The 22,575-nt window shown below is 65.0% G+C and carries 21 protein-coding genes and 1 riboswitch; of the genes, 13 read left to right on the forward strand and 8 right to left on the reverse strand.

The window, feature by feature from the left end:
• The first annotated feature begins 213 nt into the window (after positions 1–213).
• The 4 genes from K2O50_RS24200 to K2O50_RS24215 all read left to right on the forward strand — a co-directional run bounded on the left by K2O50_RS24200 (position 214) and on the right by K2O50_RS24215 (position 4,687).
• The gene (locus K2O50_RS24200) at positions 214–1,206 is read left to right on the forward strand and encodes a metalloregulator ArsR/SmtB family transcription factor (protein ID WP_050707219.1); all 993 of its coding nucleotides are present in this window, start codon (positions 214–216) and stop codon (positions 1,204–1,206) included.
• A gap of 19 nt (positions 1,207–1,225) precedes the next feature.
• A complete protein-coding gene (gene metK / locus K2O50_RS24205) occupies positions 1,226–2,416 on the forward strand; it encodes a methionine adenosyltransferase (protein ID WP_050707220.1) in 1,191 nt (396 codons plus the stop codon).
• A gap of 145 nt (positions 2,417–2,561) precedes the next feature.
• Complete coding sequence (gene ligB / locus K2O50_RS24210) at positions 2,562–4,232, forward strand: NAD-dependent DNA ligase LigB (RefSeq protein WP_050707221.1); 1,671 nt, start codon at positions 2,562–2,564, stop codon at positions 4,230–4,232.
• Positions 4,233–4,291: 59 nt separating this feature from the next.
• Positions 4,292–4,687, forward strand: coding sequence for a DUF1090 domain-containing protein (locus K2O50_RS24215; protein ID WP_050707222.1), 396 nt, complete (start codon positions 4,292–4,294; stop codon positions 4,685–4,687).
• A 140-nt stretch (positions 4,688–4,827) separates the two neighbouring features.
• Here the strand turns inward: K2O50_RS24215 and K2O50_RS24220 are convergent, their stop codons facing one another.
• Entirely contained in the window at positions 4,828–5,274 is a 447-nt protein-coding gene (locus tag K2O50_RS24220; RefSeq protein ID WP_050707223.1) for a cytochrome c, read from the reverse strand.
• Positions 5,275–5,393: 119 nt separating this feature from the next.
• Between K2O50_RS24220 and K2O50_RS24225 the strand changes: the two genes are divergently transcribed.
• Positions 5,394–6,545, forward strand: a complete 1,152-nt coding sequence (locus tag K2O50_RS24225) for a murein transglycosylase A (protein WP_050707224.1) — start codon at positions 5,394–5,396, stop codon at positions 6,543–6,545.
• Between the two features lie 69 nt (positions 6,546–6,614).
• Here K2O50_RS24225 and K2O50_RS24230 read toward each other — a convergent pair whose 3' ends face one another.
• Entirely contained in the window at positions 6,615–7,001 is a 387-nt protein-coding gene (locus tag K2O50_RS24230; protein WP_050707225.1) for an MAPEG family protein, read from the reverse strand.
• 31 nt (positions 7,002–7,032) lie between these two features.
• On the reverse strand, positions 7,033–7,866 hold the full coding sequence (locus tag K2O50_RS24235) for a DMT family transporter (protein WP_050707226.1): 834 nt from the start codon (positions 7,864–7,866) through the stop codon (positions 7,033–7,035).
• A 196-nt stretch (positions 7,867–8,062) separates the two neighbouring features.
• On the opposite strand from K2O50_RS24235, the gene K2O50_RS24240 reads away from it, so the two are divergent.
• Complete coding sequence (locus K2O50_RS24240; protein ID WP_050707227.1) at positions 8,063–9,298, forward strand: sodium:proton antiporter; 1,236 nt, start codon at positions 8,063–8,065, stop codon at positions 9,296–9,298.
• Between the two features lie 114 nt (positions 9,299–9,412).
• Here the strand turns inward: K2O50_RS24240 and K2O50_RS24245 are convergent, their stop codons facing one another.
• Positions 9,413–9,814: an acyl-CoA thioesterase gene (locus K2O50_RS24245; protein WP_050707228.1), complete on the reverse strand. Its 402-nt coding sequence runs from the start codon at positions 9,812–9,814 to the stop codon at positions 9,413–9,415.
• 179 nt (positions 9,815–9,993) lie between these two features.
• A riboswitch (S-adenosyl-L-homocysteine riboswitch) is annotated at positions 9,994–10,090 on the forward strand.
• Between the two features lie 21 nt (positions 10,091–10,111).
• Here K2O50_RS24245 and ahcY point away from each other — a divergent pair.
• The 4 genes from ahcY to K2O50_RS24265 all read left to right on the forward strand — a co-directional run bounded on the left by ahcY (position 10,112) and on the right by K2O50_RS24265 (position 15,529).
• On the forward strand, positions 10,112–11,521 hold the full coding sequence (gene ahcY / locus K2O50_RS24250; protein WP_028688336.1) for an adenosylhomocysteinase: 1,410 nt from the start codon (positions 10,112–10,114) through the stop codon (positions 11,519–11,521).
• Between the two features lie 139 nt (positions 11,522–11,660).
• Positions 11,661–12,506, forward strand: a complete 846-nt coding sequence (gene metF, locus K2O50_RS24255) for a methylenetetrahydrofolate reductase [NAD(P)H] (RefSeq protein WP_050707229.1) — start codon at positions 11,661–11,663, stop codon at positions 12,504–12,506.
• Positions 12,507–12,622: 116 nt separating this feature from the next.
• The gene (locus tag K2O50_RS24260; protein ID WP_050707231.1) at positions 12,623–13,405 is read left to right on the forward strand and encodes an ABC transporter substrate-binding protein; all 783 of its coding nucleotides are present in this window, start codon (positions 12,623–12,625) and stop codon (positions 13,403–13,405) included.
• Positions 13,406–13,627: 222 nt separating this feature from the next.
• Positions 13,628–15,529: a DEAD/DEAH box helicase gene (locus K2O50_RS24265; protein ID WP_220689948.1), complete on the forward strand. Its 1,902-nt coding sequence runs from the start codon at positions 13,628–13,630 to the stop codon at positions 15,527–15,529.
• Between the two features lie 156 nt (positions 15,530–15,685).
• On the opposite strand, the gene K2O50_RS24270 is transcribed toward K2O50_RS24265, so the two are convergent.
• The 3 genes from K2O50_RS24270 to K2O50_RS24280 all read right to left on the reverse strand — a co-directional run bounded on the left by K2O50_RS24270 (position 15,686) and on the right by K2O50_RS24280 (position 18,885).
• The gene (locus K2O50_RS24270) at positions 15,686–16,264 is read right to left on the reverse strand and encodes a YceI family protein (protein WP_050707233.1); all 579 of its coding nucleotides are present in this window, start codon (positions 16,262–16,264) and stop codon (positions 15,686–15,688) included.
• A gap of 34 nt (positions 16,265–16,298) precedes the next feature.
• Entirely contained in the window at positions 16,299–16,850 is a 552-nt protein-coding gene (locus tag K2O50_RS24275) for a cytochrome b (protein ID WP_050707234.1), read from the reverse strand.
• 193 nt (positions 16,851–17,043) lie between these two features.
• Positions 17,044–18,885, reverse strand: coding sequence for a flavin monoamine oxidase family protein (locus K2O50_RS24280; RefSeq protein WP_220689949.1), 1,842 nt, complete (start codon positions 18,883–18,885; stop codon positions 17,044–17,046).
• 190 nt (positions 18,886–19,075) lie between these two features.
• Between K2O50_RS24280 and K2O50_RS24285 the strand changes: the two genes are divergently transcribed.
• The 3 genes from K2O50_RS24285 (at position 19,076) to K2O50_RS24295 (ending at position 21,903) form a co-directional block, all read left to right on the forward strand.
• Positions 19,076–19,513 (forward strand): hypothetical protein, encoded by a 438-nt coding sequence (locus K2O50_RS24285; protein ID WP_156329676.1) that lies wholly within the window; start codon positions 19,076–19,078, stop codon positions 19,511–19,513.
• Positions 19,514–19,601: 88 nt separating this feature from the next.
• Entirely contained in the window at positions 19,602–21,008 is a 1,407-nt protein-coding gene (locus tag K2O50_RS24290; protein WP_050707237.1) for an adenosylmethionine--8-amino-7-oxononanoate transaminase, read from the forward strand.
• A 175-nt stretch (positions 21,009–21,183) separates the two neighbouring features.
• Positions 21,184–21,903, forward strand: a complete 720-nt coding sequence (locus K2O50_RS24295) for a 16S rRNA (uracil(1498)-N(3))-methyltransferase (protein ID WP_050707238.1) — start codon at positions 21,184–21,186, stop codon at positions 21,901–21,903.
• Here K2O50_RS24295 and trhA read toward each other — a convergent pair whose 3' ends face one another.
• Positions 21,904–22,521 (reverse strand): PAQR family membrane homeostasis protein TrhA, encoded by a 618-nt coding sequence (gene trhA / locus K2O50_RS24300; RefSeq protein ID WP_050707239.1) that lies wholly within the window; start codon positions 22,519–22,521, stop codon positions 21,904–21,906. It lies immediately after the preceding gene.
• Positions 22,522–22,575: the final 54 nt, after the last annotated feature.

The raw sequence follows: 22,575 nt of genomic DNA on the forward strand, positions 1-22,575 counted from the left end.
GTGAAGCGAAAAAAGGCGGCCATTTTCGCCCACAGGGGGGGCCGGGGGCAATGACGTATGGTCGCAGTCGGGCTTTTTTCCTGTGATTGATTGGGAAAAGAGTAGAAAAGCCCGCTCCCACAATCAGCCCCACGGGGCCATCGGTCAGGCAATATCAAAACTTTTTGATATTGCTATTGCGACGACAGCATCCCCTGTCTAGACTCCCGCCCCATGAACCTCAATGCGCCCATCACCCCACAACGCAGCGACGAGCTGGCCGCCCTGTGCAAGGCCGGCGGCGACCCCCTGCGCCTGAACGTGCTGCGCGCATTGGCCAATGATTCGTTCGGCGTGCTGGAGCTGGCGCAGATCTTCGACATCGGCCAGTCGGGCATGAGCCATCACCTGAAGGTGCTGGCCCAGGCCGAACTGGTGGCGACCCGCCGCGAAGGCAACGCGATCTTCTACCGCCGCGCCCTGCCCGACAGCCAGCGCCTGGGCGGTCGCCTGCATTCGGCGCTGCTCGAGGAGGTCGATGACCTCGCCCTGCCTCAAGCGGTACTGGCTCGCATCGCCCAGGTCCAGCAGCGTCGCGCCGCCACCAGCCAGGATTTCTTCCTGCGCGTGGAAGAGAAGTTCCGTGCCCAGCAGGACCTGATCGCCGGCCTGCCGCAATACCGCGAGAGCCTGCTGGCGCTGCTCGACAAGCTGAGCTTCGAGGCCGGTGCCAGCGCCTTGGAGGTCGGCCCCGGCGACGGCGGTTTCCTGCCCGACCTGGCCAGACGCTTCGAGCAGGTCACGGCCATGGACAACAGCCCGACCATGCTCGAGCTGGCCCGCCAGGTCTGCGAGCGCAACGAATTGAGTAACGTAAACCTGCAGTTGGCCGATGCACTGGGTGCAACGGATGTGGAAGCCGACTGCGTTGTGCTGAACATGGTCCTGCACCATTTCAGCGATCCGGCCCAGGCCCTGCGCCTGCTGGCCAGACGGGTGAAGGCGGGCGGCAGCCTGCTGGTCACCGAACTGTGCAGCCATGACCAGGGGTGGGCGCGCGAAGCCTGCGGCGACCTGTGGCTTGGCTTCGAGCAGGACGACCTGGCCCGTTGGGCCAACGCGGCAGGGCTGGCCCCCGGGGACAGCCTCTACGTGGGCTTGCGTAACGGTTTCCAGATCCAGGTCCGGCACTTCCAGCGGACCACTGGCGACATACAACATCGGTAAATTTCAGGAACCCATCGAGATGAGCGAATACTCCCTTTTCACCTCCGAGTCCGTGTCCGAAGGGCATCCGGACAAGATCGCCGACCAGATCTCCGACGCGGTGCTGGACGCCATCATCGCCCAGGACAAGTACGCCCGCGTGGCCTGCGAGACCCTGGTCAAGACCGGTGTCGCCATCATCGCCGGTGAAGTCACCACCTCGGCCTGGGTCGACCTGGAAGAGCTGGTGCGCAAAGTGATCATCGACATCGGTTACAACAGCTCCGATGTCGGCTTCGACGGCGCCACCTGCGCCGTGATGAACATCATCGGCAAGCAGTCGGTGGATATCGCCCAGGGCGTCGATCGCTCGCGCCCGGAAGACCAGGGCGCCGGCGACCAGGGCCTGATGTTCGGCTACGCCAGCAACGAAACCGACGTGCTGATGCCGGCGCCGATCTGCTTCTCGCACCGCCTGGTCGAGCGCCAGGCCGAAGCGCGCAAGTCCAAGCTGCTGCCATGGCTGCGCCCGGACGCCAAGTCCCAGGTCACCTGCCGCTATGAAAACGGCAAGGTCGTAGGCATCGATGCCGTCGTCCTGTCGACCCAGCACAACCCTGAAGTGTCGCAGAAAGACCTCCAGGAAGCGGTGATGGAGCTGATCGTCAAGCACACCCTGCCGGCCGAGCTGCTGCACAAGGACACCCAGTACCACATCAACCCGACCGGCAACTTCATCATCGGTGGCCCGGTGGGCGACTGCGGCCTGACCGGACGCAAGATCATCGTCGACAGCTACGGCGGCATGGCCCGCCACGGTGGTGGCGCGTTCTCCGGCAAGGACCCGTCCAAGGTCGACCGTTCGGCCGCCTACGCCGGCCGCTACGTGGCCAAGAACATCGTTGCCGCGGGCCTCGCCGAGCGCTGCGAGATCCAGGTGTCCTACGCCATCGGCGTGGCCCAGCCGACTTCCATCTCGATCAACACCTTCGGTACCGGCAAGGTTTCCGACGACAAGATCATCCAGCTGGTGCGCGAGTGCTTCGACCTGCGTCCGTACGCCATCACCACCATGCTCGACCTGCTGCATCCGATGTACCAGGAAACCGCCGCCTACGGTCACTTCGGCCGTACGCCGCAGCAGAAGACCGTCGGTGACGACACCTTCACCACCTTCACCTGGGAGCGCACCGACCGCGCCGCCGCCCTGCGCGACGCCGCTGGCCTGTAAGCCTCCTACAGCAGTAACGGAAAGCCCCTGCCGAGTGATCGGCAGGGGCTTTTTTGTGACATATCGGCTGACAAATCACCGCCGTTGCCAACGCCGCCGCCCGCCTAGGCTGAGGACTCCTTCCCGCCTCGCAAGGATGCCGGCCATGCCGTTGCTGCTGATACTCATAGCGCTGCTGTTGCACCACTCCATCGCCCAGGCGAGCGCGTGCCCGGCCTGGGGCACCGCGCAGGCCGAAGCCGAGATCGCACAACTGCGTGCCACCCTCGCTCATTGGGATGACCAGTACCATCGCCTGGGTATCGCCCTGGTGGCCGACGAACTCTACGATCAAAGCCGCCAGCACCTGCTGGAACTTCAAGCCTGCTTTGGCCTTTCCCACGACGAAGCGCCGCTGGCGAGCGCCCGCGGCACTATCCCTCACCCCATCCCCCACACCGGTGTCGACAAGCTTGCCGACGAGCAGGCCGTAGCCCGATGGCTGCAGGGCAAACGCGACGTCTGGATGCAGCCGAAGGTCGACGGCGTCGCGGTGTCGCTGATCTATCGCCAGGGACAACTGACGGGTCTGCTCAGCCGTGGCGATGGCACGCTGGGGCACGACTGGAGCCGGCACATCCCCATGCTGAGCGGCATCGCGCGGCAACTTTCCCAACCGCTGGACGCGGTGTTCCAGGGCGAGCTGTACTGGCGCCTGGACGACCATGTGCAGGCCGAGGCAGGCAGTGCCAATGCACGCGGCACCGTCGCCGGGCTGCTGGCGCGCAAACGGATGACCGAGGAACAAGGCGAAGGCATCGGACTCTTCGTCTGGGACTGGCCGCACGGCCCGGATAACCAGGCCGAGCGCCTGGCACGCCTGGCAGTGCTTGGCTTCCCCGACAGCCAGCGCTTGAGCGTGGCCATCGAGGGCGTTGCCGAGGCGACGCGCTGGCGTCAGCACTGGTACCGCTCGCCCCTGCCCTTCGCCAGCGACGGCGTGATCCTGCGCCAGGACAGCCGTCCCCCGGCACAGCGCTGGCGCGCCCAGGCATCCTACTGGATCGCTGCCTGGAAGTATCCGTTCGCCCAGGCGCTGGCGCAGGTCAGGGATGTGCAGTTCCGAATCGGCCGTACCGGGCGCATCACGCCCTTGCTGCTGTTACAACCGGTGACCCTGGACGACCGCCGGATCAGCCAGCTCAGTCTCGGCTCGCTGGCGCGCTGGAAACAGCTGGACGTTCGCCCCGGTGACCAGATAGCGGTCAGCCTGGCCGGCCTGACCATTCCACGTCTGGAAAGCGTGGTGCATCGTGCCGCGCGACGCCCCATCGTGCAGGCTCCGGATCCGGCGACCTATCACGCTCTCAGTTGCTGGCAGGCCGACAAGGACTGCCAGCAGCAGTTCCTTGCCCGCCTGGCCTGGCTGGGCGGCAAGCAGGGCCTCGACCTGCCAGGCCTGGGGGCCGAAACCTGGAAGCACCTCGTCGAGAGTGGCCATATCGTGCAACTGACTGATTGGCTGAGCCTCGAACAGGACCAATTGCTCAAGGTACCTGGGATCGCCCAGGCTCGAGCCAGGCAATTGCAGACTGCTTTCGCCCAGGCCCGCCGCCAGCCTTTCCAGCGTTGGCTACGAGGCCTCGGCGTACCCGCACCGTCCAGCCTGCAAATGGGCCCCGACTGGCACACACTGGCATCCAGAAACATCGAGCAATGGCTTGCCGAACCTGGCGTCGGGCCTGGTCGAGCAGAGCAATTGCAGGCTTTTTTCGCCCACGAGCGGGTTCAGGCGCTGGCCCGAAACCTGCGCGCCCATGCAATCGAGGGTTTCTAATTTGCGCGGATCAGGGCAGCATTTCGCTTTCTGTTGCCCAGCCCCGAATGGAGCCCCCGATGAAACTGCTTTCGTCCCTCGCCCTGTCCACCCTGCTCGGCTTCGTCGCCAGCCCGTTGCTGGCCGCCGAAGAGCAGCCGGGCCTGACCGGCTGCGCGGCCAAGCGCCAGGCCATCAGCGAACAGATCGAGCAAGCCCGCGCCCATGGCAACAGCGATCAGCTGACGGGCCTGGAAAAAGCCTTGAGCGAAGTCACCGAACACTGCACCGATGCCGGCCTGCGCAAGGAGCGCGAGCAGAAGGTGCTCGACGCTCGCCATGAGGTGAACCAGCGCACCAAGGATCTGGACAAGGCCATGAAGAAGGGCGACGCGGAGAAGATCAACAAGCGCAAGGACAAGCTGGCCGAGGCGAAGAAGGAGCTGCAGGAAGCCGTGGACGAGCTCGAACGCTAGCCGACCGGTCTTATGTGTACGAACCGTGGGAGCGGGCCTGCCCCGCGATGACGTCAGCCCAGGCAACGTCACTGGCCGATCCGACGCCATCGCGTGGCAAGCCCGCTCCCACGAGCCCGCACCCACAACGGCCCACTCGCTCAGTGATTGCGAAACTCGCTATGACAGGCCTTGCACGCCGCCTCGACCCTGTCCATCGGCGCCTTCACCTGCGCCGCATCCAGCGGCTGGGCACGGGTCACCGCGACCAACTCGCCGGTGACGCCCTCCAGTTGCCGGGCCAGGTCCTGGAACCGCGCCTGGCGCTCCCAGACCTCGGCCCGCGCGCTGCTGTCGCCCGCGTCGCGCACCTGCGGGAAATGCTGCCACGGCGCGTGGGCCAGGCTGTCCAGCTTCGCCGCACCATCGGCGAACTTCACGCCGTCGAAGGGCAGGCGCCCGCGCAGCATGCCGCCCATGTCTTCGCTGGTCTTGAGCATCTGCTTGAAGATCGCCTTGCGCTGGCCCAGCGGCGAGTTGGGATCAACGCCGTCACAGGCACTCAGGGCAAGGGCGGCGAGCAGTACTACGGTCAATCGCTTGAACATCACGGTCTCTTCGGCCAGGAAAACGGGCGGCCAGTATCGCCGCCTCGCGGGCAAAGACCAATAGCCACACAGAAAACAGGGGTGAATCTTCATGCTTCGCCCCCTACAGGATCGACGACATGAAATCTGCATTGCGCCATCTCGCCTGGGCACTGCCCGCCCTGGCGCTCCTGGCCGGCTGCAACGGCGGCGAAAGCGCCAAGCCCGAACCCCACGCCATTGCCACCTACGTGCCAGCCACCTTCAAGGACCTGCCCCAGGTCAGCGACGACGACCTGCTGGCCGGCTTCTACGCCTGGCGTAATGGCTGCGAGAAGCTCAGGCGCGACCCGGTGTGGGCCGCCACCTGCGAGGCAGCGGGCTCGGCCACGGCCGATGCCGCCCAGGTGCGCACCTTCCTCGAACAGAACCTCCAGGTCTATGGCCTGCGCTCGGCGCAGAACAGCGCCAACGGCCTGATCACCGGCTACTACGAGCCGGTCTACCCCGGCAGCCTGGCTCGCACCGACAGGGCGCACGTCCCGGTGTATGGCGTGCCCGAGGACATGATCGTGGTCGACCTGGCCAGCGTGTACCCAGAGCTCAAGGGCAAGCGCCTGCGCGGGCGCCTCGACGGGCGGCTGCTCAAGCCCTACGACACCGCCGAGGTGATCAACCGCGACGGCGCCAAGGCGCCGGTGCTGGCCTGGCTGACCGACCCGATGGACCTGCAGTTCCTGCAGATACAGGGCTCGGGCCGTATCCAGCTGGAGAACGGCCGCCAGCTGCGCCTGGGCTACGCCGACCAGAACGGCCACCCGTACCGACCGATCGGCCGCTGGCTGGTGGAGCAGGGGCAGCTGCCGAAGGAAGAGGTGACCATGGGCAGCATCCACGCCTGGGCCCAGGCCAACCCGCAACGTGTGCCCGAGCTGCTGGCGAGCAACCCGAGCTACGTGTTCTTCAGCACCCGCCCGGACAGCAACGAGGGACCGCGCGGCTCGCTCAACGTGCCGCTGACCGCAGGCTACAGCGTGGCGATCGACCGCAAGGTGATTCCTCTGGGCAGCCTGCTCTGGCTGGCCACCACCCGCCCGGACGGCAGCCCGGTGGTGCGCCCGGTCGGCGCCCAGGACACTGGCGGCGCCATCACCGGCGAAGTGCGCGCAGACCTGTTTTGGGGCACCGGCCCCGAGGCCGGCGAGCTGGCGGGGAACATGAAGCAGCAGGGGCAGATCTGGATGCTGTGGCCCAAGGGGCAGCCTTTGCCCGAAGTGCCGAAAGTACCCTGACAGGCGCTATCGCGGGGCAAGCCCGCTCCCACGATGATTGCGTGGGAGCGGGCTTGCCCCGCGATGCATTCAAATCGATACGACGAAGAACGACACAATCAGCGCCATCCCGACGAACCACACCAGCGAACGCAGCACCGCCCAGTCCGCCAGGTAGCAGATGATGTAGAGCAGCCGGCTGGTGATGTACACCACCCCCAGCACATCCTGGGTCACCTGCTCGGCATTGCCGACGATGTCGGCCACCAGCACCGCCGCGGCAAACGCAGGGAACGCCTCGTAGCCGTTCAACTGCGCTGCATGGGCACGCCGGGGCAGCCCTTCGAGCTTGTCCAGGAACGCACGCGGGTCGTGATTGGCGCGCAGGCCAAAGTACCCGCTGCTGAGCTTGGCGATCAATGCGCACAGCGGCGGCAGGACCAGCGCGACGAGAATGCACCACAGGGCAACGGTCATCTACAGGACTCCTTGTTCACAGAGGATCGGTTCACAGTTTCATCACCAGCATGCCGGCCAGGACCAGCCCGCAAGCTAGGAGTCTCGGCCCGCCAAAAGGTTCTTTAAGGTAGCGCATGCCCAGCAGCACCACGAGGATCACGCTCAGCTCGCGCAGCGCCGCCGCCTCGGCCACCGACCCCAGGTGCATGGCCCACAGCACCAGAGCGTAGCTCAGCAGCACGCACAGCCCCACGGCTAGCCCGAGGCGCCACTGGGTGCGCCAGAACAGCGCGAACTGCGCGCGGCGGGCGACGCCGGCCAGCAACGGAAACGGCCAGGCACTGAGCAGGGTCAGCCACACCAGGTAATCCCAGGGCTTGCCCCACAGGCGCACGGCCTGGCCATCGAACCAGGTGTAGCAACCGATGCACAGGCCAATCAGCGCCACCACCGGCAGCATCGACCAGGGTAGGCGATCACCCCCACCGCCCTGCCACAGCAGGCAGACCATGCCGCAAGGGATCAGCAGGATGCCGATGATCTGCTGCTGGCTGAGCGACTCGCCGGCAAAAGCCAGGGTCAGGCCCAGGACCACCAACGGCGACAGGCCGCGCATAAGCGGATAGACCAGCCCCAGGTCACCGACGCGATAGGCCTTGATCAGCAGGTAACGGTAGAGCTGCTCGGCCAGTGCCGATGCCAGCAGCCAGGGCCAGATGCCGGCCTGGGGAAACTCGACGAACGCCACCGCCAGAACGGCGAAGACCAGTGCCACAAGGTCCATGCTGGCGATCACCAGAAGGCGTTCGCCGCTGAACTTGATGAGGGTGTTCCAGGTCGCGTGGAGCAGGGCTGCGACCAGTACCAGGGAGGTTGCCAGCACGCGGGGCTCCTTGCGCAATGACCAGGCGGCTGCACGCACTATAACGCGTGCTCCCACAAAGTATCTGCAATCTGTTTTGAGGAACGAATTCGGTATTTCGGGTCATAAGGTGTGTCCCGAACCCCGCGCCAGGTCATCAAAGAACTGCCCGAGTCACTCGGGAAACGACTTGGAAGCCACTGTTACAGGATTCGGGATGCTTGAATTAGTTGCCGCGTTTATCTGCCTCACCACCCTCCTCACCTATGTGAACTACCGCTTCATCGGCCTGCCGCCGGCCATCGGCGTGATGGTCACCGCACTGCTGTTCTCCCTGATGCTGCAGGGCCTGAGCCTGATCGGCTTCCCTGGCCTGGAAGAGCGCGTCGAAGGCCTGATGAACCAGATCGACTTCAACGACCTGCTGATGCACTGGATGCTGTCGTTCCTGCTGTTCGCCGGCGCCCTGCACGTCAACCTCGCCGACCTGCGCAGCTACCGCTGGCCGATCGGCCTCTTGGCCACCATCGGGGTGCTGATCGCCACCGTGGTGATCGGCTACCTGGCGCACTGGGTGTTCGCCCTGTTCGGCTGGAACGTGCCGCTGATCTACTGCCTGCTGTTCGGCGCGCTGATCTCGCCGACCGACCCGATCGCCGTGCTCGGCGCGTTGCGTACCGCCAACGCCTCCAAGCCGCTGAAGACCACCATCGTCGGCGAGTCGCTGTTCAACGACGGCACCGCGGTGGTGGTGTTCACCGTGCTGCTGGGCATCATCCAGCTGGGCGAGACGCCGAGCGTCACCGACACCGCCATCCTCTTCGCCCGCGAAGCCATCGGCGGGATCGCCTTCGGTGGCCTGATCGGCTATGCCACCTATCGCATGATCAAGAGCGTCGAGCAGTACCAGGTCGAGGTCATGCTGACCCTGGCGCTGGTGATCGGCGGCTCGGCCATGTGCTACGAGCTGCATGTGTCGGCGCCAATCGCCATGGTGGTGGCCGGCCTGATCATCGGCAACCTTGGGCGCAACCTGGCGATGAACGACATGACCCGCCGCTACATGGACGGTTTCTGGGAGCTGATCGACGACATGCTCAACGCGCTGCTATTCGCCCTGATCGGCCTGGAGCTGTTGCTGCTGCCGTTCAACTGGCTGCACCTGGCGGCCGGTGGCGTGCTGGCGGTGGCGGTGCTGGCCTCGCGCCTGCTGACCGTGGCGCCGGCCATCGTGTTGCTGCGACGCTGGCGGACCGTGCCGCAGGGCACCATCCGCGTGCTGACCTGGGGAGGCCTGCGCGGTGGCGTGTCGGTGGCACTGGCGCTGTCGCTGCCACAGGGCGATGAGCGTGACCTGCTGCTGTCGATCACCTACATCGTGGTGCTGTCGTCGATCCTGGTGCAGGGCCTGACGGTCGGGAAGGTGGTCAAAGGCGTAAGCCAACAAGCCTGACGCATCGAGCTGGCTGCTTCGCGGGTAAACCCGCTCCCACAGCATGGCAGAACCTTCAAGGGCGCCGAAGGACCTGTGGGAGCGGGTTTACCCGCGAAGAGCCGAACGCCGGTCTCACTCCACGGCGCTGTCCGGGAACTGATCCTGGATGTACTTGATCTCGGTCCGCCCGTGCGGCGCCGGCTGACCATCCTCGCCCAGGTTGACGAAGACCATCTTGTCGACGGTCAGGATCGCCTTGCGGGTGATCTTGTTGCGCACTTCGCACTTGAGGGTGATCGAGGTGCGGCCGAACTCGGTGGCGGTGATGCCCAGCTCGATGATGTCGCCCTGGCGCGAGGCGCTGACGAAGTTGATCTCGGAAATGTACTTGGTCACCACGCGCTGGTTGCCCAGCTGGACGATGGCATAGATTGCCGCCTCCTCGTCGATCCAGCGCAGCAGGCTGCCGCCGAACAGGGTGCCGTTGGGGTTGAGGTCTTCGGGTTTTACCCATTTGCGGGTGTGAAAGTTCATCTGTACTCCTGACCTGCCTGGCTCACATGGGCTAATGATGGCAGACCGCTGGGTCACCCTCCATTGAACATCGACTATCGTCTCGATTAATCGACAGAAAGTCTTGGGTGTGTCACACGCCCGCGGCTATAATCCCTGCCGTTTCACATGGTCCCCCGCAGTGGTGACCATCCCGCCACCCAGCCGAGGGGCGCTGCAGCAGGTTCGTCCTGTCAGGCTCGGTTGGGGCGTTGTTCGCGCAAGCGAACGCTCAACGCACAACGGCGCCCATTCGCACACTACGAATGGAGGCTCTCAATGAGCGCTGTAAACACGCCTGCTGGTTTTTCCGACTTCAAGGTCGCCGACATCTCCCTGGCCGACTGGGGCCGCAAGGAAGTCATCATCGCCGAATCGGAAATGCCGGCACTGATGGGCCTGCGCCGCAAGTACCAAGCCGAGCAACCGCTCAAGGGCGCGAAGATCATCGGCTGCATCCACATGACCATCCAGACCGCCGTGCTGATCGAGACCCTGGTCGCCCTGGGCGCCGAAGTACGCTGGTCGTCGTGCAACATCTTCTCCACCCAGGACCAGGCCGCCGCCGCCATCGCCGCCGCCGGCATCCCGGTGTTCGCCTGGAAAGGTGAAACCGAGCAGGAATACGAGTGGTGCATCGAGCAGACCATCCTGAAAGACGGCCAGCCATGGGACGCCAACATGGTCCTGGACGACGGCGGTGACCTGACCGAAATCCTGCACAAGAAATACCCGGCCATGCTGGACAAGATCCACGGCGTGACCGAAGAGACCACCACCGGCGTGCACCGCCTGCTCGACATGCTGGCCAAGGGCGAGCTGAAAGTCCCGGCGATCAACGTCAACGACTCGGTCACCAAGAGCAAGAACGACAACAAGTACGGCTGCCGTCACAGCCTGAACGACGCCATCAAGCGCGGTACCGACCACCTGCTGTCGGGCAAGCAGGCCCTGGTGATCGGCTACGGCGACGTGGGCAAGGGCTCGGCCCAGTCCCTGCGTCAGGAAGGCATGATCGTCAAGGTCACCGAAGTCGACCCGATCTGCGCCATGCAGGCCTGCATGGACGGCTTCGAAGTGGTCTCGCCGTTCAAGGACGGCATCAACACCGGCACCGAAGCCGGCATCAACAAGGACCTGCTGGGCCGCATCGACCTGATCGTCACCACCACCGGTAACGTCAACGTCTGCGACGCCAACATGCTCAAGGCCCTGAAGAAGCGCGCCGTGGTCTGCAACATCGGCCACTTCGACAACGAGATCGACACCGCTTTCATGCGCAAGAACTGGGCATGGGAAGAGGTCAAGCCACAGGTGCACAAGATCCACCGCACCGGTGCTGGCGTGTTCGACCCGCAGAACGACGACTACCTGATCCTGCTGGCCGAAGGCCGCCTGGTGAACCTGGGCAACGCCACCGGCCACCCAAGCCGCATCATGGACGGCTCGTTCGCCAACCAGGTCCTGGCGCAGATCTTCCTGTTCGAGCAGAAGTTCGCCGAACTGCCAGCCGCCAAGAAGGCCGAGCGCCTGACCGTGGAAGTGCTGCCGAAGAAGCTGGACGAGGAAGTGGCCCTGGAGATGGTCCGCGGCTTCGGCGGCGTGGTCACCCAACTGACCCCGCAGCAGGCCGAGTACATCGGTGTGACCGTCGAAGGTCCGTTCAAGCCGGACGCCTACCGCTACTAAGCAGCGGCGCCAGCGCCGGGCAATCGCCCTGGCGCTGGCTGGCAACGCGTCGAACCGATGTCCGAGCCAGGCCGGCCCCAACCGTCCTGGCTTTTATTTGCAGGTAGCCGCCCCGGGCGCGCCACCGAAGGAACGAGAGATGTCACAAGAACGCCGCTACAGTTTCGAGTTCTTCCCCACCAAGACCGACGCCGGCCACGAGAAGCTGATGGGCGTCGCCCGCCAGCTGGCCAGCTACAACCCGGACTTCTTCTCCTGCACCTACGGTGCCGGGGGCTCGACCCGCGACCGCACGCTGAACACCGTGCTGCAGCTGGAAAGCGAAGTGAAGGTCCCTGCTGCTCCGCACCTGTCCTGTGTGGGTGACAGCAAGGACGACCTGCGTGCCCTGCTCGCCGAGTACCAGGCCGCCGGCATCAAGCGCATCGTCGCCCTGCGTGGCGACCTGCCGTCGGGCATGGGCATGGCCAGCGGCGAGCTACGCTACGCCAGCGACCTGGTCGAGTTCATCCGCCAGGAAACCGGCGACCACTTCCACCTGGAGGTCGCCGCCTACCCGGAGATGCACCCGCAAGCGCGCAACTTCGAGACGGATCTCGCCAACTTCGTGCACAAGGTCAAGTCCGGCGCCGACAGCGCCATCACCCAGTACTTCTTCAACGCCGACAGCTACTTCTACTTCGTCGAGCGCGCGCAGCAACTGGGCGTGGACATCCCGGTGGTGCCCGGCATCATGCCGATCACCAACTACAGCAAGCTGGCACGTTTCTCCGATGCCTGCGGCGCCGAGATCCCGCGCTGGATCCGCAAGCAGCTGGAAGCCTATGCCGACGACACCGCCAGCATCCAGGCCTTCGGCGAGGAAGTGATCACCCGCATGTGCGAACAACTGCTGCAAGGCGGCGCACCGGGCCTGCACTTCTACACGCTCAACCAGGCCGAGCCGAGCCTGGCGATCTGGAATAACCTGAAGCTGCCACGCTGATGGTCGTGGACAAGGCTTTGGCGCAGGTCAAAGCCTTGTTCATTCGCGCTTGTGCCGCAGGCCCCCGCGACCAGTGTTCACTGGCCTTGCCCGGGTTCGCAGCGTACTCTCCCGCCATGCGCACGCTCATCCTCCCTTTCCTGCTGTTGCTGCTCGCCGGCCTGAGCCCGTTGGCCCATGCCGAACGCCTGCGCATCGTCAGCGACGACTGGGCGCCGTACCTCTACCAGGAAAACGGTCAGCCCAAAGGCATCGACTACGAAGTCACCAACGAGGTGTTCAAGCGTCTGGGCGTCGAGGTGCAATGGCAGTTCCTGCCCTGGCGGCGCTGCCTGGCCATGATCGAGCAGGGCCTGGCGGACGCGGTGATGGATATTTTCCGGGTCGACTCGCGCCAGGGTTACCTGGTCTACCCGGACGAGCCCATGTCAGAGGTCGAGTTCGTCCTCTACCAGGCCCGCTCACGCCCCCACCCGGTCGAGCGCCTCGAAGACCTGGCTGGGCTGACCGTGGGCACCTCGCCGGGCTATGTCTACGACGGCAGCTTCGCCGAATCGCCGCTGTTCCGCCGCGAGCCTGCGCCCAGCCACGAGGCCAACTTCGGCAAGCTGGCGCTCGGGCGCATCGACCTGCTGGTGACCGACCGCCGGGTTGGCCGCTATGTCAGCCGTCAGCTGGGCCTGGAACAGACCGTCGAGGCGCTGCCCCTGGTGATCAGCCGCCGACCGCAGTACCTGGGGCTGGCCCGCAAGCCCGGCCGCGAGCAGCTGGCACAGGCGTTCAGCGATGAACTGCGACGCTTCAAGCAGGAGCCGGCCTATGCGGCGATCAACGCCCGCTACCTGGGCAATCGGGATTTTCCTTTCGCCGTTGAGCAGCAGGAACGCAGCACACCCTGATTGCTCTGTTATACTCGGGCCTTCCCGCCAGGCTCACGCCCGGACGCTCGGCCTCGCAACAGGCATCTCGACCCGCAGCAGCGCACCTTGCGCGCCGCCTGCAGGCATCCAGGATGCGCCGTGAACGCCCAGCTGGACCGGACGCGATCGCATCCCTCCGATGCCCGTCGCGCCAGGCAGAACACCCCATCGGGCCCAGCCCCCACGAGAACAGGATTGCCCATGTCCTTTGCTTCCCTCGGTCTCTCCGAGGCTCTTGTCCGCGCTATCGAGGCAGCGGGCTACACCCAGCCCACTCCGGTGCAACAGCGGGCCATTCCCGCCGTGTTGCAAGGTCGCGACCTGATGGTCGCCGCCCAGACAGGTACTGGTAAAACCGGCGGCTTCGCGCTCCCCATCCTCGAGCGCCTGTTCCCGGGTGGCCACCCCGACAAATCGCAACGCCACGGCCCGCGCCAGCCGCGCGTGCTGGTGCTGACCCCGACCCGCGAGCTGGCCGCCCAGGTGCATGACAGCTTCAAGGTCTATGCCCGCGACCTGAACTTCATCAGCGCCTGCATCTTCGGCGGCGTCGGCATGAACCCGCAGGTCCAGGCCATGGCCAAGGGCGTCGACGTCCTGGTCGCCTGCCCGGGTCGTTTGCTCGACCTGGCCGGCCAGGGCAGCGTCGACCTCTCGCGGGTCGAAATCCTGGTGCTGGACGAAGCCGACCGCATGCTCGACATGGGCTTCATCCACGACGTCAAGAAAGTGCTGGCGCGCCTGCCGGCCAAGCGCCAGAACCTGCTGTTCTCGGCGACGTTCTCCAAGGACATCACCGACCTCGCCGACAAGCTGCTGCACAACCCCGAGCGCATCGAGGTCACGCCGCCGAACACCACCGTCGAGCGCATCGAGCAGCGCGTCTACCGCCTGCCGGCCAGCCACAAGCGTGCCCTGCTGGCGCATCTGATCACCCTGGGTGCCTGGGAGCAGGTACTGGTGTTCACCCGCACCAAGCACGGCGCCAACCGCTTGGCCGAGTACCTCGAGAAGCACGGCCTGACTGCCGCGGCGATCCACGGCAACAAGAGCCAGAACGCCCGCACCAAGGCCCTGGCCGACTTCAAGGCCAACACCGTGCGCGTGCTGGTCGCCACCGACATCGCCGCCCGCGGCCTGGACATCGACCAGTTGCCTCACGTGGTCAACTTCGAGCTGCCCAACGTCGAGGAAGACTACGTTCACCGCATCGGCCGCACCGGCCGTGCCGGTCGCTCGGGCGAGGCCATCTCGATGGTCGCCCCGGACGAAGAGAAGCTGCTCAAGAGCATCGAGCGCGTCACCAAGCAAAAGATCCCGGATGGCGACCTGATGGGCTTCGACGCCTCCCAGGTCGAGGCCGAGAAGCCGGAAGTCCGCGAGCGCCAGCAGAACACTGGCCGCGGTGGCCGCAACCAGCAACCTCGCGGCGAAGGCGGCAAGGAAGGCAGTGGCGGACGCAAGGACAAGGGCAAGGACAAAGGCCGCAACAAACCTGCGGGCGAGAAGCAGGCCGACAAGGAAAAGGCCGGCGACAAGCAGCAGCAAGGCCAGCAGCAGCGCAAGCCGCGTGACAAGAAGCCACGCCAGCAGCAGGCTGCACAGGGCCAGAAGGCCATCCCTTTGGCTCCCGCCGATCGTGACCCGGAAGAGTTCCTGGACGACGATGTGGATAACTTCGGCAACCGCGCCGACTACGTCAGCCCTTACCAGAATGCCAAGAACCATGGGCGCAACCGTCGCCCAGGTGGCAATGGCGGACAAGGTCAAGGGCAAGGCCAACGCAGCGGCGGTGGTCAGGCGCAAGGTCAAGGTCGTGGCAATGGCCAACAGCGCCAAGGCCAGGGCTCGGGTGAAAAACGCCCGCGCAACGGTGGTGGCAGCAATGGCGGTGCTCGTCGTGACAACAACGGCGGCCGTAACCGCCGTGACGAATCGGCTCGCCAGGAACCAGCCGTGCGTAACCCGCGCGAGTCGCAGAGCGCGCCGGTGATCATTCGCAAGGAATCCAAGCTCGACCGTTACCCGACGCCCGAGCAACTGGACGACCTGCCGAGCCGCCCACGCGGTGAGCGTCCGGCGTTGCTGACCCGCAAGGGCTGATCGAAACACCGAGGGGCTGCTATGCAGCCCTTTCGCGGCACAAGGCCGCTCCTACAGGTTCAGTGCAGCCCTTTGGCTTAGCGCAGTACCTGTAGGAGCGGCCTTGTGCCGCGAAAGGGCCGCGTAGCGGCCCCTCGGTCTTTCAGCTAACGCTAATTACTTCTGCTTCACACCTTCGACGCTGATATCCAGGTCCAGGGTCTGGGAGGTCGGGCCTGGGCCTTTGATCCCGAAGTCGTTCAGGTTCAGCGTGGTCTTGGCGTTGAAGCCAGCACGCTCGCCACCCCACGGGTCCTTGCCTTCACCGTTGAACACAGCCTTGAAGGTGACCGGCTTGGTCACGCCGTGCAGGGTCAGGTCGCCGGTAACGTCGGCAGTCTTCTCACCGGTCGACTTGACGGCGGTGGAGACGAACTTGGCCTGCGGGTACTTCTTCACATCGAGGAAGTCGGCGCTGGCGATGTGCTTGTCACGCTCGGCGTGGTTCGACCACAGGCTGGCGGTCTTCAGGTCGACGCTGATCTTGCTGGCCTCGGGCTTGGCGCTGTCCCAGGTGAAGTTGCCGTCGAAGTCCTTGAAGGTGCCGTGGATGAAGCTGTAGCCCAGGTGGCTGATCTTCCAGTCAACGAACGCGTGCTGGCCTTCCTTGTCGATCTTGTATTCGGCGGCCATGGCCTGGCCGGCGGAGATCAGGGCGGTACCGAGCGCCAGAGCGGCAAAAGTCTTTTTCAACATCCTTACTTCCTTCCTTTGCAATTGAGGTTGAGAGTCAAGCTTTGCGGCCCAGCATGCGGGTCAGGGTCGCGTCACGGTCGATGAAATGGTGCTTGAGTGCCGCCAGGGCATGCAGTACCGCGAAAATCACCAGGCCCCAGGCCAGCCAGAGGTGGATCACCCCGGCGGTGTCGGCCTGGTCAGGCAGGTCGCTGATCAGCGCCGGCACCTCGAACAGGCCGAACACCGGAATGCCGACACCGTCGGCGGTGGAAATCAGGTAGCCGGCGACCATCACCGCGAACAGGCCCAGGTACAGCGCCAGGTGGCCCAGCTTGGCGGCCAGGCGGGTGACCTTGCCATGGTTGGCCGGTGCCGGCGGTGGCGGGCTGATGAAACGCCAGAGCACGCGTAGCAGCATGGCGGCCAGCAACACCAGGCCGATGCTCTTGTGCAGATCAGGCCCGGACTTGCGCCATGGGCTGTAGTAGTCGAGGCCGACCATCCACAGGCCCAGGCCGAACAGGCCGAAGACCGCCAGCGCCACGCCCCAGTGCAGGACGATGCTGACCAGGCCATAGCGGGAAGATGAGTTGCGCAGTTGCATGTTGGCGTATTCCCCGTGAAAGCTGCGCACAAGACTAGCGCGTAATGCATCGAATAAAAGCGTAAAAAATTGCTTCGGATTATCTAAAAATCCGATATTTAGTCTGCAAGCTTCCTATTAAGGAAACATTAACGATAGTCGTTTGGATGTGCCGACGCCATCGCGGGGGCCCGCGATGGCGGCTATAGCGAGATCAGCCGGCCTTGGCCTGGCTGTCGACCACTGGCTTCTTGGTCGGTTCCGACTTGGCGGTGGCCTTCTTCGCCGGCGCCGGCTTGGCAGCGGGCTTGTGTGCCTGCTTGGCCGCGGGCTTGGCTGGAGCAGGCTTGGTGGCGGCAGGTTTAACCGCTTCCTCCTTGGCCACAGGTGCCGGGGCGACCGGGGCGGGGGCGGGTGCAGGCGCCGGGGCGATCTCCTCGGACTTGGCGATCGGCGCGGTCTTGACCTCTGGCTTGTCAGCAGCACCGAACAGGCGCGAGAAGAAGCCCGGCTTGTCCTGCTTGGCCTCCTCGACCTTCACAGGCTCGGCCTTGGCCGGAGCCTTGTCGGAACCGCCACCGAACAGGTTGGAGAAGAACCCGCCCTTGTCCTTCGTCGCCACCGCACCCGCCGCTCCGGCGGCGGCTGCGGCGGCAACCGGCGCGACCTTGGCCGGGTCGAAGGACTTGCCCGCAGCCAGGTCCTGGACCTGGCCCGCGGCGCGCTGGCCGCTGCGCAGGGCGCCTTCGAGGGTGCCCGGGTAGAGTGCGTCGGTATGCTCGCCGGCAAAGGCGATGCGCTGGACCGGACGCTCCCACAGACGCCAGTACTTGCTGATTTGTCCTGGGCCGTAGGCCAGGTAGGCGCCCCCCATGCCGGCATCGGTGCTGTAACGGCGCACTTCGTAACCGGTGAAGGCGCCACGGGCTTGCGGGTAGAAGGCGTGCAGGCGGATCAGCACCTGGTCGACCATCTGCTTGTCACCGAAGGCCTGCAGCAAGCGAGCGTTGTCGCCGGACAGGTTGATCACCACGTTGGCGCCACCCTTGAGCGCCGGCTCGATCCACAGCATGCCCAGGCCGGTGTTGGAGAAGATCTCGCCGGACATGCGCGCACGGCTTTCCCATACCGGGTTCTTGAACTTGAGCATCAGTTGGTCGCGCCAGCCGTAGTTGGTGCCCTTCAGCGCGGTCAGGTGCTGGTTGTCCAGGCCCGGAGTCATCTGGATCCTGGCCAGGGCCCGCAGCGGCACGGCCATGACCAGGTAATCGGCCTGGTAGCCGACGGCACCGACCTTGACCGTCACCCCGTCCTTGTCTTGGACAATGGCGGTGACCGGCGAGCTGGTCTTGATGGTCTTGAGTTGCTTGACGAAGGCCTGGGCCAGCACCGGGCTGCCGCCTGGCAGACGCGCGGCGCGCAGGTCGCGATCGCTGACGTTGCGGTAGACGCGGCTCTGCTGGGCGAAATACAGCAACGACAGGCGCGATGGCTCGTCGTAACGAGTGCGGATCTGCTGGTTGACCAGCTGACGGGCGGTTGCCGGCAGTTGCAGCTTGTCCAGCCAGGTGGACACGTTCATCTGATCGAGGGCGAACAGGGTACTGTTGGCCGCCGGGTTCAGCGGGTCCTCGATGGAGCGGGCCAGGTCGTCGAGGGTCTTCTCATAACGCTTGAGGGCCTCGGCGGTAGCCGGTTGCTTGGTGGCGAGATCGGCAGCGCTGAAATACTCGCCGTCGATCAGGTAGCCGGGGTTACGCACGAACTCCGGTGCTGGCAGGGTACCGACCTTGAACCGCTCCAGGTACTGGTTGAGCACCGGCTGGGTCTTGCTGTTGCCAATCCACTCGCTGGTGGCCAGCCCCGAACGCCCACCCATGCCCGATTTGGCTTCCAGCAGGGTGACCTGCCAGCCCTTGGCCTGCAGCTCATAGGCTGCTGTCAGGCCTGCCAGGCCACCACCGACGACGATCGCCGTCTTGTCCTTGGCCAGCGCGGCACCGCTGGACACCCCGATCAATACCAACGCGCACAGGCGCACCCAAGCAGCAGCCATGATGGCGAACTCCGGTTAGAGAAGCGATAGAAGAGACGGGGAAGAATGCCCCGGGAGAGATGCGTTAAGAATACGTCACCTCTGCCGACCCTGCCACCGCAGTGACATCAAGTGCTTTTGGCAACTGGTAATTTTGTCAGTTGTACCTCACGCCACCACGACAGCAAGCTGCGATCAGGCCAACACCCAAATGGACAAGATCGTGCCTTGCATAGCGCCATTCGACCTCATCCTCTCACCGCCCCAAGCGAAACTGAACTGGAACACCACGTCAGCCTGGAGCATGCGTACCCAAGGTCAGGTAGAAATCGAGAATTACGTCACCGACGAATGGCAAATGGCCAAGGAATTGACCCTGCTGGGTGAATGCGACGTCACGATCGATTTCGGTCGCCTCGTCCATGGCCTGTCGTTCGAGCTGGACATCTGCAGATTCGGCAAGGGCATCAGCCAAGCGTACTGGCTCGAACTCTATGACGGCGAGAGCGTATTTGTGCGCGGCCCGGGCCAATACGGCCGCCACGTGCACACGCTGGATCGCCCTGTCTTGAGCCTGACCATCTGCACATGGCCACGCTCCGTCGTGCGCCTGCGTGAGCTGCAATGGTCGCTGGTCCAGCTTCAATGAGGTAGCCGCGTCCCAACGGTTGTCCTGCCGTACGGCATTGCTTAGGCTTACGCGGTCAAACCGAGCCGTAACGCCAGGAGAAGTGCCCATGGGCCTCAACGATCAGTGGATGCAACGCGACCTCAAGGTCCTGTGGCACCCCTGCACCCAGATGAAAGACCACGAGCAGCTGCCGCTGATCCCGATCCGCCGCGGCGAGGGCGTGTGGCTCGAGGACTTCGAGGGCAAGCGCTACCTGGACGCGGTCAGCTCCTGGTGGGTCAATGTTTTCGGCCATGCCAACCCGCGCATCAACCAGCGCATCAAGGATCAGGTCGACCAGCTCGAGCACGTGATCCTGGCTGGTTTCAGCCACCAGCCGGCGATCGAGCTTTCCGAGCGCCTGGTGGCGATGACGCCGGCGGGTCTCGACCGGGTGTTCTACGCCGACAATGGCTCGTCGTGCATCGAAGTGGCGCTGAAGATGAGCTTCCACTACTGGCAGAACATCGGCAAACCGCAGAAAAAACGCTTCGTCACCCTGACCAACAGCTACCACGGCGAGACCATCGCGGCGATGTCGGTGGGCGACGTGCCGCTGTTCACCGAGACCTACAAGGCGCTGCTGCTGGACACCATCAAGGTGCCGAGCCCGGACTGCTACCTGCGCCCCGAAGGCATGGGCTGGGAGGAGCACTCACGGAACATGTTCGCGGCCATGGAGCAGACCCTGGCCGAACACCACGCCAGCATCGCTGCGGTGATCGTCGAGCCGCTGATCCAGGGCGCCGGCGGCATGCGCATGTACCACCCGGTGTACCTCAAGCTGCTGCGCGAGGCCTGCGACCGTTACGATGTGCACCTTATCCACGACGAAATCGCCGTGGGCTTCGGCCGCACCGGCACGATGTTCGCCTGCGAGCAGGCCGGCATCCGCCCGGACTTCCTGTGCCTGTCCAAGGCCCTGACCGGCGGCTACCTGCCACTGGCCGCCTGCCTGACCACCGACAAGGTGTACCAGGCCTTCTACGACGACTACCCGACCCTGCGCGCCTTCCTCCACTCGCACAGCTACACCGGCAACCCGCTGGCCTGCGCCGCGGCCCTGGCGACCCTGGACATCTTCGAACAGGACAACGTCATCGAGGCCAACAAGGCCCTGTCGGCGCGCATGGCCAGCGCCACCGCGCACCTGGCCGACCACGCCCATGTCGCCGAGATCCGCCAGACCGGCATGGCCCTGGCCATCGAGATGGTCCAGGACAAGGCCAGCAAGACCGCCTACCCCTGGCAGGAGCGCCGCGGTCTGAAAGTCTTCGAACATGCCCTGAGTCGTGGCGCGCTGCTGCGCCCGCTGGGCAGCGTGGTGTACTTCCTGCCGCCCTACGTGATCACCCCGGAGCAGATCGACTTCCTGGCCGAGGTGGCCAGCGAAGGGATCGACATTGCCACCCGCGACAGCGTCAGCGTGGCGGTACCCGCCGATTTCCACCCCGATTTCCGCGATCCGGGCTAGGCCCATGCCTTCACACGGCCCCCTGTAGGAGCGGCCTCGTGCCGCGAAAGGGCTGCGGAGCAGCCCCAGGTTTTCAGCTTCGCAGCAGAAACCGCCGGGGCCGCTTTGCGGCCCTTTCGCGGCACAAGGCCGCTCCTACAGGGGCGATGCCCCTAATTAGATTCCGAGTAGAACCATGAGACTCTCCCGCTTCTTCATCGACGCCCCGCTTGGCCTTGGCGAGCACGAGCTCCCCGAAGCCCAGGCCCACTACATCGGCCGCGTGCTGCGCATGGCCGCCGGCGACGCCGTACAGCTGTTCGACGGCAGCGGCCAGGAATACCTCGGCCAACTGCTCGAGGTGGGCAAGAAAAGCGTGCGCGTCAGCCTCGACCAGGCTCTCCCCGGCCAGGCCGACTCGCCGCTGCACATTCACCTCGGCCAGGGCCTGTCCCGCGGCGAGCGCATGGACTGGGCGATCCAGAAGGCCACCGAACTGGGTGTCAACGAAATCACCCCGATCGTCAGCGAGCGCTGCGAAGTGCGCCTGAAGGACGAGCGTGCCGACAAGCGCCTGGCCCACTGGCGCCAGGTGGCGATCAGTGCCTGCGAACAGTGCGGTCGCTCGACCCTGCCAGTGATCCACCCACCGGTCACCCTGGTCGAATGGCTCAAGGGCACCGAGGCCGACCTCAAGCTGGTGCTGCACCCGGTGGCCGAACCGCTGACCAGCCATGAAAAACCAGCAAAGCTGGCCTTCCTGATCGGCCCGGAAGGCGGCCTGAGCGATGCGGAAGTCGAGCAGGCCAAGGCCAGCGGCTACCACGCCGCCCGCCTCGGTCCACGGGTACTGCGCACCGAGACCGCGCCGGTGGTGGCGTTGTCGGTGGCCCAGCAGTTGTGGGGCGATTTCTAACTAACGCACGTAGAAGAATACCGCGACGAAGTGCATCAGGCTGCCGGCAATGACGAACAGGTGCCAGATGCCATGCCAATGGCGGAACCGGCTATCGAAGGCGAAGAAAATGATGCCGACGGTGTAGAACACGCCGCCGGCCGCCAGCCAGGCAAAGCCGGCGCCGCCCAGGCTGTGCAGCAGCGGCTTGACCGCCACCAGCACGATCCAGCCCATCAGTGCGTAGATGACGATTGACAGGATCCTCGCCTCCGAGCGCGGCTTGATCTCCTGCAGCATGCCGATCAGCGCCAGCCCCCAGACCACCCCGAACAGGCTCCAGCCCCACGGCCCACGCAGGCTCACCAGGCAGAATGGCGTGTAGCTGCCGGCGATCAGCAGATAGATCGACAGGTGGTCGAGCTTGCGCATGACGCGTTTCGCTCGTCCTCGCGTGCTGTGATAGAGGGTGGAGATGCTGTAGAGCAACAGCAGCGTGAAACCGTAGATGGAAAAGCTGACGATCTTCCAGGGATCGCCCTGCAGGCCGGCCACGACAATCAGCCAGACCGCGCCAATGCAGGCCAGGACCGCACCGACCAGGTGGGTCCAGGCGTTGAAACGTTCACCATGGTACATGCAAGCAAAGACCTCGCTACGCCGCTCGGATTCCTGACAGGCCGCTCCCACACC

The organism is Pseudomonas sp. 2hn (assembly GCF_019646095.1).
Lineage (GTDB): Bacteria > Pseudomonadota > Gammaproteobacteria > Pseudomonadales > Pseudomonadaceae > Aquipseudomonas > Aquipseudomonas peradeniyensis.

Bases quoted from the DNA above. Each gene is read 5' to 3' on its own strand.
- ahcY (WP_028688336.1), top strand. From the start codon at position 10,112: ATGAGCGCTGTAAACACGCCTGCTGGTTTTTCCGACTTCAAGGTCGCC.
- K2O50_RS24245 (WP_050707228.1), bottom strand. From the start codon at position 9,814: ATGAACTTTCACACCCGCAAATGGGTAAAACCCGAAGACCTCAACCCC.
- trhA (WP_050707239.1), bottom strand. From the start codon at position 22,521: ATGTACCATGGTGAACGTTTCAACGCCTGGACCCACCTGGTCGGTGCG.
- K2O50_RS24215 (WP_050707222.1), top strand. From the start codon at position 4,292: ATGAAACTGCTTTCGTCCCTCGCCCTGTCCACCCTGCTCGGCTTCGTC.
- K2O50_RS24260 (WP_050707231.1), top strand. From the start codon at position 12,623: ATGCGCACGCTCATCCTCCCTTTCCTGCTGTTGCTGCTCGCCGGCCTG.
- metK (WP_050707220.1), top strand. From the start codon at position 1,226: ATGAGCGAATACTCCCTTTTCACCTCCGAGTCCGTGTCCGAAGGGCAT.
- K2O50_RS24265 (WP_220689948.1), top strand. From the start codon at position 13,628: ATGTCCTTTGCTTCCCTCGGTCTCTCCGAGGCTCTTGTCCGCGCTATC.
- K2O50_RS24270 (WP_050707233.1), bottom strand. From the start codon at position 16,264: ATGTTGAAAAAGACTTTTGCCGCTCTGGCGCTCGGTACCGCCCTGATC.
- ligB (WP_050707221.1), top strand. From the start codon at position 2,562: ATGCCGTTGCTGCTGATACTCATAGCGCTGCTGTTGCACCACTCCATC.
- K2O50_RS24285 (WP_156329676.1), top strand. From the start codon at position 19,076: ATGGACAAGATCGTGCCTTGCATAGCGCCATTCGACCTCATCCTCTCA.
- K2O50_RS24230 (WP_050707225.1), bottom strand. From the start codon at position 7,001: ATGACCGTTGCCCTGTGGTGCATTCTCGTCGCGCTGGTCCTGCCGCCG.
- K2O50_RS24200 (WP_050707219.1), top strand. From the start codon at position 214: ATGAACCTCAATGCGCCCATCACCCCACAACGCAGCGACGAGCTGGCC.
- K2O50_RS24220 (WP_050707223.1), bottom strand. From the start codon at position 5,274: ATGTTCAAGCGATTGACCGTAGTACTGCTCGCCGCCCTTGCCCTGAGT.
- K2O50_RS24290 (WP_050707237.1), top strand. From the start codon at position 19,602: ATGGGCCTCAACGATCAGTGGATGCAACGCGACCTCAAGGTCCTGTGG.
- K2O50_RS24240 (WP_050707227.1), top strand. From the start codon at position 8,063: ATGCTTGAATTAGTTGCCGCGTTTATCTGCCTCACCACCCTCCTCACC.
- metF (WP_050707229.1), top strand. From the start codon at position 11,661: ATGTCACAAGAACGCCGCTACAGTTTCGAGTTCTTCCCCACCAAGACC.
- K2O50_RS24280 (WP_220689949.1), bottom strand. From the start codon at position 18,885: ATGGCTGCTGCTTGGGTGCGCCTGTGCGCGTTGGTATTGATCGGGGTG.
- K2O50_RS24295 (WP_050707238.1), top strand. From the start codon at position 21,184: ATGAGACTCTCCCGCTTCTTCATCGACGCCCCGCTTGGCCTTGGCGAG.
- K2O50_RS24225 (WP_050707224.1), top strand. From the start codon at position 5,394: ATGAAATCTGCATTGCGCCATCTCGCCTGGGCACTGCCCGCCCTGGCG.
- K2O50_RS24275 (WP_050707234.1), bottom strand. From the start codon at position 16,850: ATGCAACTGCGCAACTCATCTTCCCGCTATGGCCTGGTCAGCATCGTC.